The sequence below is a fragment of the Blautia sp. St.27G3 genome (assembly GCF_059728505.1).
Genome location: NZ_BAAGFO010000004.1, coordinates 1 through 15,041, shown reverse-complemented (window position 1 = coordinate 15,041; position 15,041 = coordinate 1). Strand labels below are relative to the sequence as shown.

At 46.6% G+C, this 15,041-nt stretch carries 12 protein-coding genes and 3 pseudogenes; 3 read left to right on the top strand and 12 right to left on the bottom strand.

Going from position 1 to position 15,041, the window contains the following annotated elements; genetic code table 11:
- Positions 1-89 precede the first annotated feature (89 nt).
- The 10 genes and pseudogenes from AC6I2O_RS17465 to AC6I2O_RS17420 form a co-directional block, all read right to left on the bottom strand.
- A complete protein-coding gene (locus tag AC6I2O_RS17465) occupies positions 90-338 on the bottom strand; it encodes a spore coat protein (RefSeq protein WP_120391455.1) in 249 nt (82 codons plus the stop codon).
- Between the two features lie 24 nt (positions 339-362).
- A complete protein-coding gene (locus AC6I2O_RS17460) occupies positions 363-548 on the bottom strand; it encodes a hypothetical protein (protein WP_120391454.1) in 186 nt (61 codons plus the stop codon).
- Positions 549-681: 133 nt separating this feature from the next.
- A complete protein-coding gene (gene glgA / locus AC6I2O_RS17455; protein WP_120391453.1) occupies positions 682-2,127 on the bottom strand; it encodes a glycogen synthase GlgA in 1,446 nt (481 codons plus the stop codon).
- Positions 2,128-2,208: 81 nt separating this feature from the next.
- The gene (gene spo0A / locus AC6I2O_RS17450; RefSeq protein ID WP_120391452.1) at positions 2,209-3,006 is read right to left on the bottom strand and encodes a sporulation transcription factor Spo0A; all 798 of its coding nucleotides are present in this window, start codon (positions 3,004-3,006) and stop codon (positions 2,209-2,211) included.
- Positions 3,007-3,346: 340 nt separating this feature from the next.
- Entirely contained in the window at positions 3,347-4,207 is an 861-nt protein-coding gene (locus AC6I2O_RS17445) for a YitT family protein (protein ID WP_120391451.1), read from the bottom strand.
- 26 nt (positions 4,208-4,233) lie between these two features.
- A complete protein-coding gene (locus AC6I2O_RS17440) occupies positions 4,234-4,794 on the bottom strand; it encodes an NUDIX hydrolase (RefSeq protein ID WP_120391450.1) in 561 nt (186 codons plus the stop codon).
- The gene (locus AC6I2O_RS17435; RefSeq protein WP_497743357.1) at positions 4,751-5,992 is read right to left on the bottom strand and encodes a hypothetical protein; all 1,242 of its coding nucleotides are present in this window, start codon (positions 5,990-5,992) and stop codon (positions 4,751-4,753) included. The genes AC6I2O_RS17440 and AC6I2O_RS17435 overlap by 44 nt, the downstream gene beginning before the upstream one ends.
- A complete protein-coding gene (locus AC6I2O_RS17430) occupies positions 5,993-6,370 on the bottom strand; it encodes a DUF6864 domain-containing function (RefSeq protein WP_120391449.1) in 378 nt (125 codons plus the stop codon). It abuts the gene before it with no gap.
- A 242-nt stretch (positions 6,371-6,612) separates the two neighbouring features.
- Positions 6,613-7,152, bottom strand: coding sequence for an S-layer homology domain-containing protein (locus AC6I2O_RS17425; protein ID WP_497743455.1), 540 nt, complete (start codon positions 7,150-7,152; stop codon positions 6,613-6,615).
- A gap of 807 nt (positions 7,153-7,959) precedes the next feature.
- Positions 7,960-10,119, bottom strand: a pseudogene (locus tag AC6I2O_RS17420) (leucine-rich repeat protein); the annotation flags it as partial.
- Between the two features lie 1,068 nt (positions 10,120-11,187).
- On the opposite strand from AC6I2O_RS17420, the pseudogene AC6I2O_RS17415 reads away from it, so the two are divergent.
- A pseudogene (locus tag AC6I2O_RS17415) lies at positions 11,188-12,409 on the top strand (MFS transporter).
- 80 nt (positions 12,410-12,489) lie between these two features.
- Here the strand turns inward: AC6I2O_RS17415 and AC6I2O_RS17410 are convergent.
- Positions 12,490-13,291: pseudogene (locus AC6I2O_RS17410) on the bottom strand (helix-turn-helix domain-containing protein).
- 78 nt (positions 13,292-13,369) lie between these two features.
- On the bottom strand, positions 13,370-13,513 hold the full coding sequence (locus AC6I2O_RS17405) for a hypothetical protein (protein ID WP_441036818.1): 144 nt from the start codon (positions 13,511-13,513) through the stop codon (positions 13,370-13,372).
- A gap of 349 nt (positions 13,514-13,862) precedes the next feature.
- Between AC6I2O_RS17405 and AC6I2O_RS17400 the strand changes: the two genes are divergently transcribed.
- Both AC6I2O_RS17400 and AC6I2O_RS17395 read left to right on the top strand, forming a co-directional pair.
- Entirely contained in the window at positions 13,863-14,276 is a 414-nt protein-coding gene (locus AC6I2O_RS17400; protein ID WP_002575860.1) for a cysteine-rich VLP domain-containing protein, read from the top strand.
- 111 nt (positions 14,277-14,387) lie between these two features.
- Entirely contained in the window at positions 14,388-14,783 is a 396-nt protein-coding gene (locus tag AC6I2O_RS17395; RefSeq protein ID WP_002575861.1) for a replication initiator protein A, read from the top strand.
- The last annotated feature ends 258 nt before the right edge of the window (positions 14,784-15,041 follow it).

The following is a 15,041-nucleotide window of genomic DNA, read 5'->3' as shown; positions in this document are numbered from 1 at the left end:
ATACAAAAATGTGCCGTCTGTACCTGAAACTCATTTACATCGGCCTCATGGCAGGATTTTTGTTATCATTCCCTGGTTCTATTCCCTGATTACATCTGAGACAGTATTGATTTTACATGCTCAATTTCTTCTCTGGTTGCCTGTGCTGCCGGAACATAGTACTGTTTGCTTCTTGCAATCTGATAAATCTCTTCCTGAGACTGCTCACACTGATTGCGGAACTGCTTCAGAGTCTGCTTCAGCTGTGCATTCTCTGTCTGCGGAATCATCTCTCCGTAGCGTACCAGCTCGCCATTGATGCCAGCCAGCGTATCGGATACCATTGTTTTCTCGTCCATGTCTGTTTCCTCCTTATTTATCTCTTACTGCAAAAACTGCATCAGCTGCTGCTTGCTCTGCATTGCAGACTGCGCAGATTTCTGGAAAAACTGCTTCACGCCCGGGTCTGTTGCCTGCTGTGCATAAGCCTGCATTTTACAATGGGTCGTGGAAAATCCGCCAATCAGGTGGCGAAGGTTCTGAAGGTCAAGCTCTGATATCTGATTCATAAAAAAATCCCTCCTTCCGGATACTTGAGTTACGATCTCAGTATCTCCGGACAGGAGGGAAAATATGCATCCTGACAGAAAAACCAAAAATGTAGTTCTGACCAAAAATAGTTCTGACAAAATTCTCTCAGAATCAGTAAGAACACAGCCAGTCGTACATTTCCTGATATTTGCTCGCAGAGTGATTCCAGGAGAAATCAGCTGCCATACCGCGGTCAATCAGTTTATTCCATTCACGCTTTTTGTTGTAATAAATGTTCATTGCATACTGCAACGTAAAATACATCTCGTGTGCATTGTAATTTGCAAAGCTGAAGCCTGTTCCTGTGCTCTCATACTCGTTGTACGGAATCACCGTATCCTTCAGTCCGCCGGTCTCGCGGACAATCGGCACAGTACCATAGCGCAGGCTCATAAGCTGTGACAAACCGCACGGCTCAAACAGTGACGGCATCAGAAACGCATCACAGGCAGCGTAAACCTTATGCGACAAAGCTTCTGAATAGAAAATATTGGCCGATACCTTGCCCTGATACTTCCATGCAAAGTGCCGGAACATATTTTCGTATTTTTCTTCGCCTGTACCAAGCACAACAATCTGGATGTTATTCTGGCACATCTCATCCATCATATAAGCAATCAGATCAAAACCTTTCTGGTCTGTCAGTCTCGATACGATTCCCACCATAAAGGTGCCGTCATTCTGCTCAAGGCCAAGCTCGCGCTGCAATGCTCTCTTGTTTTTGATCTTTTCTTTACGGAAGTTACGGCTGTTGTAGTTGTTCTCAATCAGCGTATCTGTCTCAGGATTAAATACATCGTAATCAATACCGTTTACAATCCCTCGCAGGCTCCCCGAACGCGCACGCATCAGACCATCCAGGCCTTCTCCGTAAAACGGCGTCTTGATCTCCTCCGCATACGTGTCGCTCACTGTTGTGATCGCATCTGCATAGACAATACCGCCTTTGAGATAATTTGCGTCGCCATAGGCCTCCAGCTTATCCGGTGTGAAATAATATGCCGGAAGTCCTGTAATATCACGTACGGTCTTGACATCCCACACCCCCTGGAATTTCAGGTTGTGGATCGTGATCACGGACTTCATATTCCGGAAAAACTCACCCTCATGAAACTTATCCTTAAGAAGCACCGGAACCAACCCCGTCTGCCAGTCATGGCAGTGAACGATATCCGGCTGAAAGCCGATCAGCGGAAGTGCGGAAAGGGCTGCTTTTGAAAAGAATGCAAATTTTTCGATATCCTGATAAATGTTTCCGTATGGCTTGGCACCGGAAAAATAATATTCATTGTCAATAAAGTAAAACTGTATGCCGTCATACTGCATCTCCAAAACGCCGACATACTGAGAACGCCATGCAAGATCCATATAAAAATGCGTCACATAGTTCATTTTACTCTTCCACTCTTCGCTCATGCACATATATTTGGGAAGAATTACACGGACATCATACTCATCTTTATTAAAACATTTCGGAAGAGAACCTACTACATCGGCAAGTCCTCCTGTCTTGATAAACGGCACTGCTTCAGAAGCAACATAAAGTATTCTTTTCATATACGAACCTCCGCTCATTACGAATATTATAAAAATTATAACTCATTTTCGGCGCAATGAAAAGACTTTATTTACATTTGTTCAGGCCCGGTTTTTATATTCCAGACGTATCTTATCCGCAATCAACGCAATAAATTCTGAATTCGTGGGTTTCCCTTTTCCACCGCTGACCGTGTAGCCAAACAGCTCTTCAATCGTATCCATTTTACCGCGGCTCCATGCTACCTCAATCGCATGCCGGATTGCACGCTCGACTCTGCTCGGCGTTGTCTGATGACGCTTTGCTATTGTCGGATAGAGGATTTTTGTAATGGAATTCAGCATTTCCATATCATTCACAGACATGATAATCGCATCTCTTAAGTACTGATATCCTTTAATATGTGCCGGAACGCCGACTTCATGTATGATATTTGTCACATCTGTTTCCAGATTATGTTCCATATATGCTTTCTGGCTTTCGTATGCGCTTATCTTTTTTGTCTTTGACGCGTTTCGAAGCTGTCTTGTACGCACACGTTTGATCCGGTTCACCACAGTGTCATTGTCAAACGGCTTTAAAATATAATAATCCGCTCCCAGCTCAAACGCATCCTCTGTCATCTTTTCCTGACTAACCGCAGATATCACGATAAACGCAGGCTTTCTCAGATTGGAATCCTGATTGACTCTGTCCATTACAGTAAGTCCGTCCAGTTTCGGCATGATAATATCCAGCAGCACAACATCCGGTTTCTTCTCTCGGATGATCTCAATCAGATCCTCTCCGTTTCCGGCCTTTCCAACCACCTGCAGCTCCTCGTCACTACTCACAATCTGATCAAGCAGCTGCACCATTCTCTCATTGTCGTCAGCAATCGCAATATTCAGCTTTTCCATCGTAATACTCCTCTCAATCCTATGAATTTTCTGTCGTTGCACCGCTGCATTTTTTGTGGGCCCTTACCAAAAATTGTCATGTACAAAAACTACTTGTATTATATAACAACCTCGCGTGATGGCAAGAAAATCTTGTCCCCCAAAAACGACAGAAAGCTCCCCTGTTTCTGCCGTAAAATGCACACGTCACATAATACTATAACGTAATAGGAATCGATTAGTGACGCAGAAAATAAAAAAAAGTCTGAAAATCACGAAATTTTTTTCTCCGATTGCCGTCGAATAAACGCAATACGGAAAATCTGCTGGAAAAAACAGCGTTCCGGACATACGTCGGGCATCATTCTGTCGGCTTCTGATAAAAACGTCCCGTCAGTTCCTCGGTCCTCATTGCATTGATAAACGCTTTCGGATCGACTTCACGCACTGCGCGCGTTACCTGTTTGCATTCCGCACTTGATATGACAGAATAAACAACATCGCGCGTACACCCTTCATAGGACCCTTCCCCTTCCAGAATCGTCGCACCGTGATGGCTCATCTCTTTAATGACCTCACAGATTTCCTTTGGCCTGTTTGTTACAATAAACAACGTTTTTTTCTGATATTTCTGATAAAGCGTATGCAATACCTGTGTGGAGGCGTACTGATAGATAATGGAATACAGCGCCTTATCCCATCCGAACAGAACGCCTGCAATTCCGATAATCACAACATTAATACCAAGAATCACATTAAAAGAGTCCATTCCGGTCCGGTCCGACAAATAAATACTGATAAAATCGGTGCCTCCGGTCGTCGCATTCTCACGCAGACATAAGCTTATCGTAAATCCGTTGATAATACCGCCAAAAATACTGATCAACAGCGTATCATACGTGATTACCTGCGCCGGAATCACATCTGTAAGAAGACCGGTCAGAAAAAACATCAGACAGGAATACAGGGTAAATTTCTTTCCGATAAATCGGAATCCAATATAAGCCGGAACTGCGTTCAACAGCAGATTGATAACTGTATACGGAATTTCCACATTCAGATAGCGTTCTCCGATGCGCTGTATCAGAATCGTAAGTCCCGTTGCTCCGCCCGGATACAGTCCGCCTGTGCGCACAAATGTCTTGATATTCACCGCTGAAATCACAGCCGCAATGCAGATAATCAAAATTCTTTTTCCGTCTTTTTTCCAGTCAAAGCTCATTTTCGTACTTTTCCTCTCTCATAACCTTACATGAAATGAAGTTTTTCGTTTAATTTTCCGTAAATGTGCTCCCGAAGCCATGGCTCCGTGGAAACCTTCACGGTCTCCTGCAGGCCAAACCAGGCCACAGCGCTGTTTTCATCCTCTTTCACAGACAACGCTTCCTCATCGGAAGCCTCCAGAAGATACGTAACATTCAAATGCAGATGAGAAGCCACATATGCCCCACGCTTTATATGGCCGTCTACGGTCAACACCTCCAGAGAAAAAATATCCTCTGATACCGGACATACTTCCTGAAGCCCACTCTCCTCCTGCACTTCACGTACTGCCACAGCCAGCAGATCCTCCTGCCCGTCCGCATGTCCGCCAAGCCATGACCAGGAATCAAAAATCCTGTGATACGCCATCAATACTCTGTCCCGCGCCGGATTCACCACCCAGCCTGAAGCTGTCATATGCGCCAGGACATTTTTTCTTGTAAAAATATCCGGTTCCCGGCGCAGGCATTCCAGAATCAGCTCCCGGTCCTTTGCTTCCTGTTCATTCCATGGACGGTACGCTTCTATCTTTTGTATCAGATTCATCCTTTTCTGTCCTTTCGTCACGTTTTGATTCATAACGTTTCGATTCATAATGTCTCAATTCTGCAAGCCGTAACAGAAACATTTCTGCTTCTTTTTCCATTGTCCCAAACCAGCCCATATCGATCTTTGCGATCTGCCGCAGCCCGATCGCTTTGACTGCTTCGATAGCCGCCTCTCTCTGTGTCATTCGAAGCGGTAATACGGTCTGGCAGCTTGCACCTTCCAGATTGTCATAAGACAAAAAACACTGATTAAAATCCATCAGCGGATACAGAGAAATACACTGATTTGTGCTGTTATCCACCAAAAACCCCCAGTTTTCCGGATGGCGGTCCGTATTCCCGGTCAGATAATCCAGAATATTCATACCATAATAAGTTACCGGGTCCAGACGCTTACAGATCTCAAGTGTATCCAGATCATGATTACACGCATAAATATCAAACGCCATCTTTGAAACCATAGAGTATTCCTTTGACGTTATGATATCGCTCTCCGTAACCACCTGCCCCTCATAAATATGCTTTCGGTACCTCACCTGCCTGACATCAAAACACTGGCAGACCGCGCTTGCCAGCAATTCCCTGTTCACGGCAGATTCGTTTCCCCCTTTCAGGAGACGAAAGCCGCCTTCACCGCGGATCCATGCTTTGGGAAAGCAGCCTTTTGTTGATAAATCCGGCGCCAGCTCCTCATTTGTGACTGTCATCTGCCGGCCTTTCAAGGACAGCTCTACAACTGCCTCATTTAATGTATTGTCGTACAGATTCAGCTCTGCAAATGCAACATCTTCCTCCTGGCCCCTGACCCAGAAAACATCCGTCAGAGAGACGCAGTGATATGACAGAGAAATCTCTGCGCGGTCCTTATCTGTCACAGCCTGAGCCACACCGATACTGTTTAAAATTTCCTTTGCATATTTCCGGTCCAGCGACAGAACACGCGATGCACACCAATGGTAAAAATTGTTGACATTGTTCATCATTGTCTCAATGTCGTGTTCCTCTTCCTGCTCAAGATAAAGGTCAAATGGCATAAAAGCCTCATCAAAAATCTTTACATTCCCAATGGACGAAATACTTGCCACCCGCCGGTCCATGTGCATCACTTCATACGCAAGCCGTTTTTTGGTTTTGTTTTGAACCGCTTTCTCATTTAATACATACGACCCGTTTGTAATCAGCCGATTCGCTCCCATTTATTCACTCTCCTCCGGCTGTCTTTCAAAAAACAGGGTATATCTTACACTTCTGACCTTCCCGTTCAGATCTCCGTGCACGGAAGACCAAAACATCAAAAACAGCGCTCTGTCTTCGATCTCTGCTATCTTTTTTGGTGTAATAAGGCCGGTTCCCTTATCCATAAAATTCATACACGACAGATGAAGCGTATTTTCCCTAACTTCCTGCCTAATCTCCTGTTTCCCTGAGGAATCCTTCAAAAAAACTAAAACAACAGAAAAAGAAAAGCCGTTATCTGCTCTGATATCCAGCTTTAAATCCTTACTCGCCTCAAATAGAAAAACCTGCCTGCTGTCAACGATCTCGTAACCATCTGAACTTAAATTAATCTGCATCCGCAACACCTCATGCGCTCTGTTTTTTATTATCAAAATATTTCCAACGATTAAAATTATCTTATCATGAAGTCTGCCATATTTCAAGCCACGCAGGCAAAAGGAAGCTTGATTCCCTTACACATTGTCTCTTGAATGGGCTACAAAAAAGCATATGGATCACAAAGCTTCTTTCCTTTGCTATTCCATATGCCTTTTTTCATTCCAACTTCATTTGCCTGAAGTCTTACCTGAAGATTTAATTATCCTTTCAGCAAACCGTCTTTACCAAATTCATACCACAACCCGTCTATGGTATGAATTCCGGTCAGCTTTCTGCCATCCTGATAGTATGCCCAACTGCCGGAAGTATTTCTCAGCCAGCCTTCTGATACAGAACCAGAAATGGTATGTTCCGTATAATGGCGCAGCAGACAGCACGCCTGTGCACGCGTAAGAGTCTGCCATGTATCTGCTCCGGCAAAATAACGTTCAAGGCCAGTGGTCACATCTATCCCAGTCAGTTTTTCAAAACAAGCGGTAAACTGCTCCACCGTTACCGGTTCTTCCGGGCCGAACACCCCATCTTCAAGCGGTTCCATCAGTTTCCGGCTGATTACAAATTCCATATCATCTTTTGCCGGGTGGGTTTTCACATCTTTGCAGGAAGCTGGTGTTCGATACCCCAGTCCATAGATTCCGGGACAGTCTGCTGCAAAATACGCCACCTTTTTGCCGCTGCTGTAAACAGAATTAATCAAATACGTGGCTTCTCCCTCTTCGCTCACGTAAACTGCCTGCATTCCTCCCGGATTTTCTTCTTTCTGTAATTCATATGGAACTGCAACGTGCATTTTCCCGGAACCAAAATCTGTGATCATCTGCTGATCACTGCCGTATAAAATGTTCAGTTCAAACGCCGGACGGCTTCCAATTGCAACCTGTGCTTCCCCGGAAAGCTTGGTGGAATCTGCGCACGTGATGACCAGCTGCACATCTCCTTTCGCCTGATCATTGACTGCCACGACAGCATTCAGATCAAGCCCTACGGAGATGCCCGGCTTTTCGGCTGCAAACGTAACCCGGCTGATTTTATTGTCTTTCATCTGCTTCTGTACCTCAGACGAAAGATTGACTTTCAGATGATTCACCCTATTCTCATCTGAACCATCTTCCTCAAATGTAACCTGAATCTTAATTGAAATATCTCCTGCATTTACATCCCTGTCTGCTGCTGCATCCTTTGCTGCCTGAACCGCCTGACTGATATGTGCTTCTGTTATGTTCACAGAAATAGTTCCATCCTTACCATCCTTCTCAGCATCTACGGAAACAGTTCCGATTGCAGGCTCTGTCACCTTTCTATCATCTTTTCTTTTTTCTTCTGTTTTTTTGTCATTGTCCGGTTTCTTGTTTCCTTCGTTATCGCCGGAACCTCCGTTACCGCCAGTTCCTCCTTCATTGCTTCCGGAACCTCCGTTGCCGCCGGTTCCCTCTTCGTTACTTCCGGTTCCTCCGTTGCCGCCGGTTCCCTCTTCGTTACTTCCGGTTCCTCCGTTGCCGCCGGTTCCTCCTTCATTATTATCAGAAGGTCCCTCTTCTTTTTTCCAGTTTGCAGTAATCACTACATCCGCTTTTGGCATAATAAAACCAGTATCCGGTGAAGCTGCGTCCTCAAACACACCGCCATTGTCAGAAATCCAGCCATCAAACACATACTCATTTCTGGTTCCGGCATGAAGCTCAATCCGTTCTCCTGGATGGAACTCTCCTGATGCTGTTGCTCCATCCCCACTGTTATTTACCTTAAGTGTATAGAGATTATCTGTCACCCTCAAAATCCCCGGAACATATTCAATCACATAGCTGTCATGATTGGTCAGTACTGCTCCTTTAATCTCAATTGAATATTCACCGATCACCCCTGTATCTATTACACTGCTGGTTAATACCGGCTCTGTTTCGATACGATCTTGATACGCCAGTGTCAAGGGCACATACGTGAATCCCGGGAGCTGCTCTTCTTTCTTCACAGAAATATTTTCTGCCTGAATTGTAACTCTTTTCCGTTCAATATCAACAGGCTGTATCGCTGACGTTTCTTTAAATGTATAATCCTCCGATTTTGTCGCCGTAATAACAACAGTTCCTGCCTTTCGGATTGTCGCTGTATTACCTGAAATACTCAGCACAGACGGATCAGAACTTTCAAATGTCACAGCACCTACACCACTTCCGCCGTTTACAGCCAGTGTAAAGCTGTCATCCCCATACGTTCTGTTCCCTATATCCTGAATCTCAAGCTGCTCCTGTTTTCTCCTGACAATCGTACCTGTTTCTGTGACATTAATTGTGCCGTCTGCCAGCAAAATTCCTTCCACGGTAACAGTTCCTTCCACTGTCAGCTTTCCGGAAACAGTGACCGTAACATCCGGAGCAATCCTTACCTGCGCTTCCTCACCAATCGTAATGTCACCGGAAATCACAGCATCTTTCTCTACGGTAACTATCGCACCGCCCGGCACATCTTCCTGCCCGTCCCAAAAAGCGGCCGGGATCTCATTCAATCTCAGATATTCTACCAGCAAAAGCTGAACCTGAGGGCTGCCCGTCACCAGCTTGGCTCCAGAAGGAAACGCGGAACTTCCGATACTCTGTACCCCTTTTCCAACCTGAAACTCTGTAATACCGCTGCACAGCTGAAATGCCGTGCTGCCCAGTCCCGTAACACTGTCCGGAATTGTCAGTATTCCAGTCAGACGGCTGCAATTATAAAATGCATTCTGAGATATTTTCGTCAGACCAGACGGCAATGTCAGAGTTCCTCTCAGGTTACAGCAGTTAAAAAAGGCACTTTCCCCGATATTTGTAATGCTGTCCGGTAATTGTAAAGATCCATTGAAGCCTGTACAATTCATAAAAGCAAATTTTCCTATGCTTTTCATATTTTCTGGAAAAATCAGATTCCCACTCAGGCCGGTACATTCCATGAAAGCCTCTGCCCCGATGCTGACCAGGCTGTCCGGCAATGTCAGGGTTCCGCTAAGGCCAGTACAGTAGTCAAAAGCAGAATCTCCTATATGAAGCAGGCCTTCCGGAAAAATCACTCCGGTTATATTCTTTTTCGAATGAAAGGCCATTGGCCCGATTTCTGTTACCTGATACGTTTTTTCCTGATACGTGACACGATCCGGAATTGTCACAACGCCTGATACCGTGCTTGGAGACGAACTTAATTGAACATATCCTTTTTCTTTATCAATTATTTTATAATAAAAGTCATCAACACGAAAAGTAGAAGTGTTTATCGGCGCCGGTTCATACAGAACGCCATTCAGCGTTATGTTACGATATCCTGAACCATACGCCAGTGCTGCAACTGATTCTGATGATGCCTCACACGTAAACTGGCATCTCGAAAAAGCGTATGTCTCGATTACATTCAGGCTGTCCGGCAGAAGCACGGTTCCCTGCAGCCCGCTGCATCCATCGAACGTACTCTTTCCAAGGTAAGTCAGATTTCCCGGCAGAACCAGGCTTCCATTAAAACCGCTGCATCCATAAAAAGCACTGATTCCAATATTCAACAGGCTGTCCGGCAGTCTGATATCCCCGGAAAGACCTGCACAGCTCTGAAATGCATAATCCCCGAGCTCCGCCAGGCCTTCAGGTAAAACCAGGTTCCCTGTCAGAGCGCTGCACCCTGAAAATGCATAAGTTCCAATGCTGGTCAGGCTTGAGGGAAGAGTAATTCCAGTCAGATTTTTGTTGCTTGCAAATGCCCTTAGGTCAGTTTACAAGGAACTACACGCAGACCGTGAAACGGGCTGCTGACAACAAACGGCGCTATGCTCCCGGCTGGGTGCATAGCACCTGTTTGTTGCGGGGGTTTCCAAAGGGGGCAGCGCCCCATTTGGCACACGACTTTGCGGAGCAAAGTGTAGTGTGTTATACGCTCTGTCGGCGTTGCCCTGAAAATACCGTTGCCGCCGGGGAGGGCAAGGGCATTTGACGCGGCAGGAAAGCAGGGCTTTGTTTGGGGCTGGTAAGCCGGAAACAAAGGGCTGATTTCAGCAGCAGACAGGGCGTATTATGAAAGCCCCCGTCCCTCGTCCTCCGCCCCCGGCCTATGGGACAAAAAGTCCCAAAGCTCTGGACACCGTGACCAGATGTGTGGCCACACTCCGGGAAAAGTAGCAGGACGGCAGGAAACCGTCAAGGCTGAAATGAATGGGCTGACGCCCGGCCTTGACCGTTCCCCGCCGCCCCGCTGGATGGGTGGACAAGGTGGCCAATCCCTAAAAGTGTTTGGCCGCACTCGTTCATTTTGGGGCCTTTCTTCTCCCAAAATTGAAATGGGCGGGAAAGCCCTAAAATGGCTTTCCCGCCTTGATTACCCATTAGCAAAGACGGGCGAGACTGTCAACGGCGGCGCTGAAAGCGCCGTTCATCTTGACCGTTGACTGGCTCGCCTGGCTTTGCTACTGCCCGTAAGAGATGGAAAAACAAGATGGAAAACAAGGTTAAAAATGGTTGACAAGTCTATCGGATGTGTGTTATACTGTGCGACAGTTTGAGATTGGAAGGAGGCTTACGTGTGTTAATTTGTGTACGCTAATAAGCAATAAAAAGTAGAAGTACCTTTCCACATGATGGTGGGCTTTTTTTGCGTGCGTATGCAAAGGAACACGTAGGTTTGACACGAGCAGTCTTTGAACTGTATCGTGGTGTTTTTTCGTGCTTTGTTGTTATGCAGGCGTCTGCCCTCTCTGTGGGACAACGCCTGCTTTTTATTGCAGAAACAAAGGAACAATGCAATAAAAAAGGAGGTTCGCATTATGACCCAAAACAACAATTCATGGAGAAAAACTTATTTTACACTTCTTGCCGGACAAGCAATATCCTTTATTAGCAGCGGTATTTTGCAAATGGCCATTATCTTTTATTTGGTTGCGAAAACTAATTCTGCAATCATATTGACGGCGGCAACACTGATTGGATTTTTGCCGCAAGCCTGTTTAGGCCCGTTTGCAGGTGCTTTTGTTGACCGGCACAGCCGTAAAAGCGTAATGATTGGTGCGGATTTGATAATTGCCGCCGCTGGCGGTATTCTGGCGCTGGTGGCGTTTTACATGGAATTGCCCGTATGGTCTATTATGGTTGTCCTGTTAATCCGAAGTGCGGGAAACTGCTTTTCATTCTCCAGCATTCAGCGCAGCAACACCTATGATTGTGCCAAAAGAGGAACTTACAAAATGCGCTGGTTACACGCAGACCATGCAAGCAGTAAGTGCGATTATCAGTCCAGCTGCCGCAGCGTTTTTATATGCTGTTTGGCCTCTTAATGCAATTATATTGTTAGATATTGTGGGTGCAATCCTTGCCTGTGTGACTGTTGCGATTTCGTCCATACCAACGCCTGAACTATGTCCAGAAACGAAAAGACAACAGTTTTTACAGGATATGAAAGAGGGGTATGTGGTATTAAAGCAAAACAGGGGCCTCTTTGCTCTGCTCTGGATTGGTGTAATTTATATGTTCTTTTATATGCCAATCAGTACGCTTTTTCCTCTCATCTGTATGTCATACTTCAAAGGAACACCGGCCCATGCCTCTGCCGCTGAAATTGCTTTTGCGGTTGGTATGCTGCTTGGCGGAGTCATTCTGAGCATTTGGGGCGGTTTTAAGAAACGGCGGTACACCATCGGTCTTTCCGTTCTCCTGATGGGCGTTAGCAATATGCTCTCCGGGCTTTTGCCGCCAGACGCATTTCTTGTCTTTGTTGTGTGCTGTACTGTTATGGGAATTTCCGCTCCATTTTACGGTGTGCAAAATGCGATTTTTCAAGAAACGGTCAAACCAGAATATCTGGGGAGAGTTTTTTCTCTACTGACAAGCGCCGCTTCCCTCGCCATGCCGTTTGGCCTTGTCATTTCCGGGCCTCTGGCGGAGCGGCTGGGAGTTGAGAAATGGTTTGTCATTTGCGGAATTGGCATTATCATCGTTGCGCTTGCCGTATTTTTACTACCCGGTTTGAGAGAGATTGACAATACGCAATAATCAACTGCACCTTTTTCTATTACTAAACAAAATGCCTGGATGGTGGTTCTGAAAAACCAGAACCGCCGTTCAGGCATTTTTTATCTTCGTCCTCTCTGCGGTTTTGGATTCTTCAGCAAGTCGGATTTTTCCGCAATCTTTTTCAGCCACTTCCGTTCTTCTACTGACAGCTTCCTAAAATTCAGCTTGAGCCGTTTGCAGATAAACGCCAAGTACGCTTGTTCCGTGTCGCTGTCCTGGCTGACGATTTCACCAGCAGTTTCCAGCATTTCTTTTAGCGGGTTATCCTCTGGGACGCTGAAAAAATCGTCCTTGTGTGTTTCCCGCAGAGCAAGGGCAATCCCGTTTATGTCCCGTTGTATCACATAGCGGCAAAACTCGTCCTCATCAATATGGGCGGTGATAAGCTGTCTTAACTGCGTATCACTCATGCCAGGATTATGCTTTTTTATAACAGTTGCGCTCATCGTGTCCACTATGGCGTTTGCACCCTGCGCCTGTTTCAGTGCCGTTTCCGTTCACATAGATTTCAAGGTCAGCCATCAGCCGGGGGAAATCCGGGTGCGCCGCCAGCTCACACAGCAGGGTATTGTCTATCCTCCCGCTTTTCAGCAGGTCAATCATTTCATCACTCAAACGCAGGTCTGCAAGATCGGCGTTTGGGTGATTTTTCATTTCAGACAGCCCCAGCAGATAATCAGCGGTCACACCGTAAAACTTCGCCAGCCGGATAAGGGCATAGTGGCTGATGTCCTTGAAGTCTTCCGTTTCGTAACTGCCCAGCGCAGACTTGGAAAGCCCGGTCTGCTCCGCAAGCTGCCCCAGCGTCAAGCCACGCTCCACACGTAGGTCTTTTAATCGCTCTTGTATGGATAAAGACATATTCACCCTCCTTGCTAGCTCAACGAAAGAGAAGCCGTTATGCTATGTACTATGCTCATAGCATAACGGCATAGGCATTTACAGTTTTATTTTACCATTTGCTACATCTTCACGAAATTTATCAACAAGCTTCGCTGTCAGCTTGGATTTACCGTAGTGTTCAAGTACAAAAGTACGATAACTTTTTCCATCTACAAGCACATCACTTTTTCTGGTCAACAACCAATTTCCGTTACCCTCCTCCCTGTTCTCTAATATTCCAGTCTTTCCCATATCTTTTATAGATTTCATCTTTTTTACCTTGAACAGACATTGATTCGCTTGGAATATAAACAATTTGCATAATAGCTCCTCCTTTATTTTGTGCAAGAAGACCAGAAACCTGAATTTGTCTTTTATCTTTTTTTGATTATATCACAAATCCGAGAGCGTGGAAATAGGGAGTTTTTCAGGCTGATTTCCTACCTCTTGGATATACGGCACAGGCGGTCAAAAAGGTGTAGACTTGGGATAGTTCATCGATGGACAAGCACCTTGGAAACAGAACACGCCAAAGAAAACGGAGGGACGCATGAGCAAAAGACCCTATCAACACCTGCCGCCGCTGGAACACAGGCCGGACGGCTCCCCCTACCGCATAACCCCGCCCCAGAAGAGACGAGCCAGCGGCCTGATACGCCGGGAGTGCTGCAACTGCGAGGACGGAAACTGCCTTGCGCTGGACGATGGCGACACCTGCGCCTGTCCGCAGATGATTTCGTTCTCCGTCTGCTGCAAGTGGTTCCGCTGGGCGGTCTTGCCGCTGGACAGGACGCTGGAAGCGGAGATTTACCGGGACAGGGACTTGAAACGCTGTGCGGAGTGCGGCGGTGTGTTCGTCCCGAAGTCCAACCGGGGCAAATACTGCCCGGACTGCGCCGCCAGAGTTCACAGGCGGCAGAAAACAGAAAGTGAACGGAAAAGGAGGTCTGCTGTGGACAGTTAAGAGCGGGAAAAGCCTTGATTTGCAAGGCTCCGCAAGCCCTCAACCGGGGCGGCTGGTATCATTTATCATTCGCCCCGGAAAACGGGCCTCTAACCGTCCACAAAACACGCTATGACAAACACGATTTATATTCACCAGCCGGAAAAGGCGTTCAGTTTCACCCGGCTCCCCAATTTCCTTTTTGAAGCACCCACATTCCAGCCCTTGAGCAACGAAGCGAAGGTGCTGTATGCCTTTGTCCTGCGCCGGGCGGAGTTGTCCCGGAAGAACGGCTGGGCGGACGAGTACGGGCGGGTCTACCTGTACTACCCCATCTGCGAGGTGGTCGCTTTGCTCCGCTGCGGGCGGCAGAAAGCGGTCAACACCCTGCGGGAGTTGCAGTATGCGGGGCTGGTGGAAATCCAGAAACAGGGCTGTGGAAAACCCAACCGCATTTACCCGAAATCCTATGAAGCGGTTCCAAACACCGACTTCAAGAAATCCGGTTATGGTACGCCGGAGGGCTGAAAACCGTACTTGGCGAGTACGAAAATCAATCCTCTTGAAGTACGGAAATCTGACGGTATATAGAAATACAGAGATTAAAACCATCTATTTACATTCATTCCATTCCAATCCTATCAGAGATATTTTCGGCGGGAAAACCCGCCGGAAAGGAATGGAATGGGGAAAGGAGTTCAATGGCACAACACGCAATTTTGCGATTTGAGAAGCACAAGGGCCACCCGGCGGGGCCGCTGGAAGCCCACCATGAACGGAAAAAGA

Excerpts from the sequence above, each read along its gene's own strand:
- AC6I2O_RS17445 (WP_120391451.1), bottom strand. The coding sequence starts at position 4,207 with ATGAGCTTTGACTGGAAAAAAGACGGAAAAAGAATTTTGATTATCTGC.
- AC6I2O_RS17440 (WP_120391450.1), bottom strand. The coding sequence starts at position 4,794 with ATGAATCTGATACAAAAGATAGAAGCGTACCGTCCATGGAATGAACAG.
- AC6I2O_RS17435 (WP_497743357.1), bottom strand. The coding sequence starts at position 5,992 with ATGGGAGCGAATCGGCTGATTACAAACGGGTCGTATGTATTAAATGAG.
- AC6I2O_RS17460 (WP_120391454.1), bottom strand. The coding sequence starts at position 548 with ATGAATCAGATATCAGAGCTTGACCTTCAGAACCTTCGCCACCTGATT.
- spo0A (WP_120391452.1), bottom strand. The coding sequence starts at position 3,006 with ATGGAAAAGCTGAATATTGCGATTGCTGACGACAATGAGAGAATGGTG.
- glgA (WP_120391453.1), bottom strand. The coding sequence starts at position 2,127 with ATGAAAAGAATACTTTATGTTGCTTCTGAAGCAGTGCCGTTTATCAAG.
- AC6I2O_RS17430 (WP_120391449.1), bottom strand. The coding sequence starts at position 6,370 with ATGCAGATTAATTTAAGTTCAGATGGTTACGAGATCGTTGACAGCAGG.
- AC6I2O_RS17425 (WP_497743455.1), bottom strand. The coding sequence starts at position 7,152 with ATGCAGGCAGTTTACGTGAGCGAAGAGGGAGAAGCCACGTATTTGATT.
- AC6I2O_RS17395 (WP_002575861.1), top strand. The coding sequence starts at position 14,388 with ATGACAAACACGATTTATATTCACCAGCCGGAAAAGGCGTTCAGTTTC.
- AC6I2O_RS17465 (WP_120391455.1), bottom strand. The coding sequence starts at position 338 with ATGGACGAGAAAACAATGGTATCCGATACGCTGGCTGGCATCAATGGC.
- AC6I2O_RS17400 (WP_002575860.1), top strand. The coding sequence starts at position 13,863 with ATGAGCAAAAGACCCTATCAACACCTGCCGCCGCTGGAACACAGGCCG.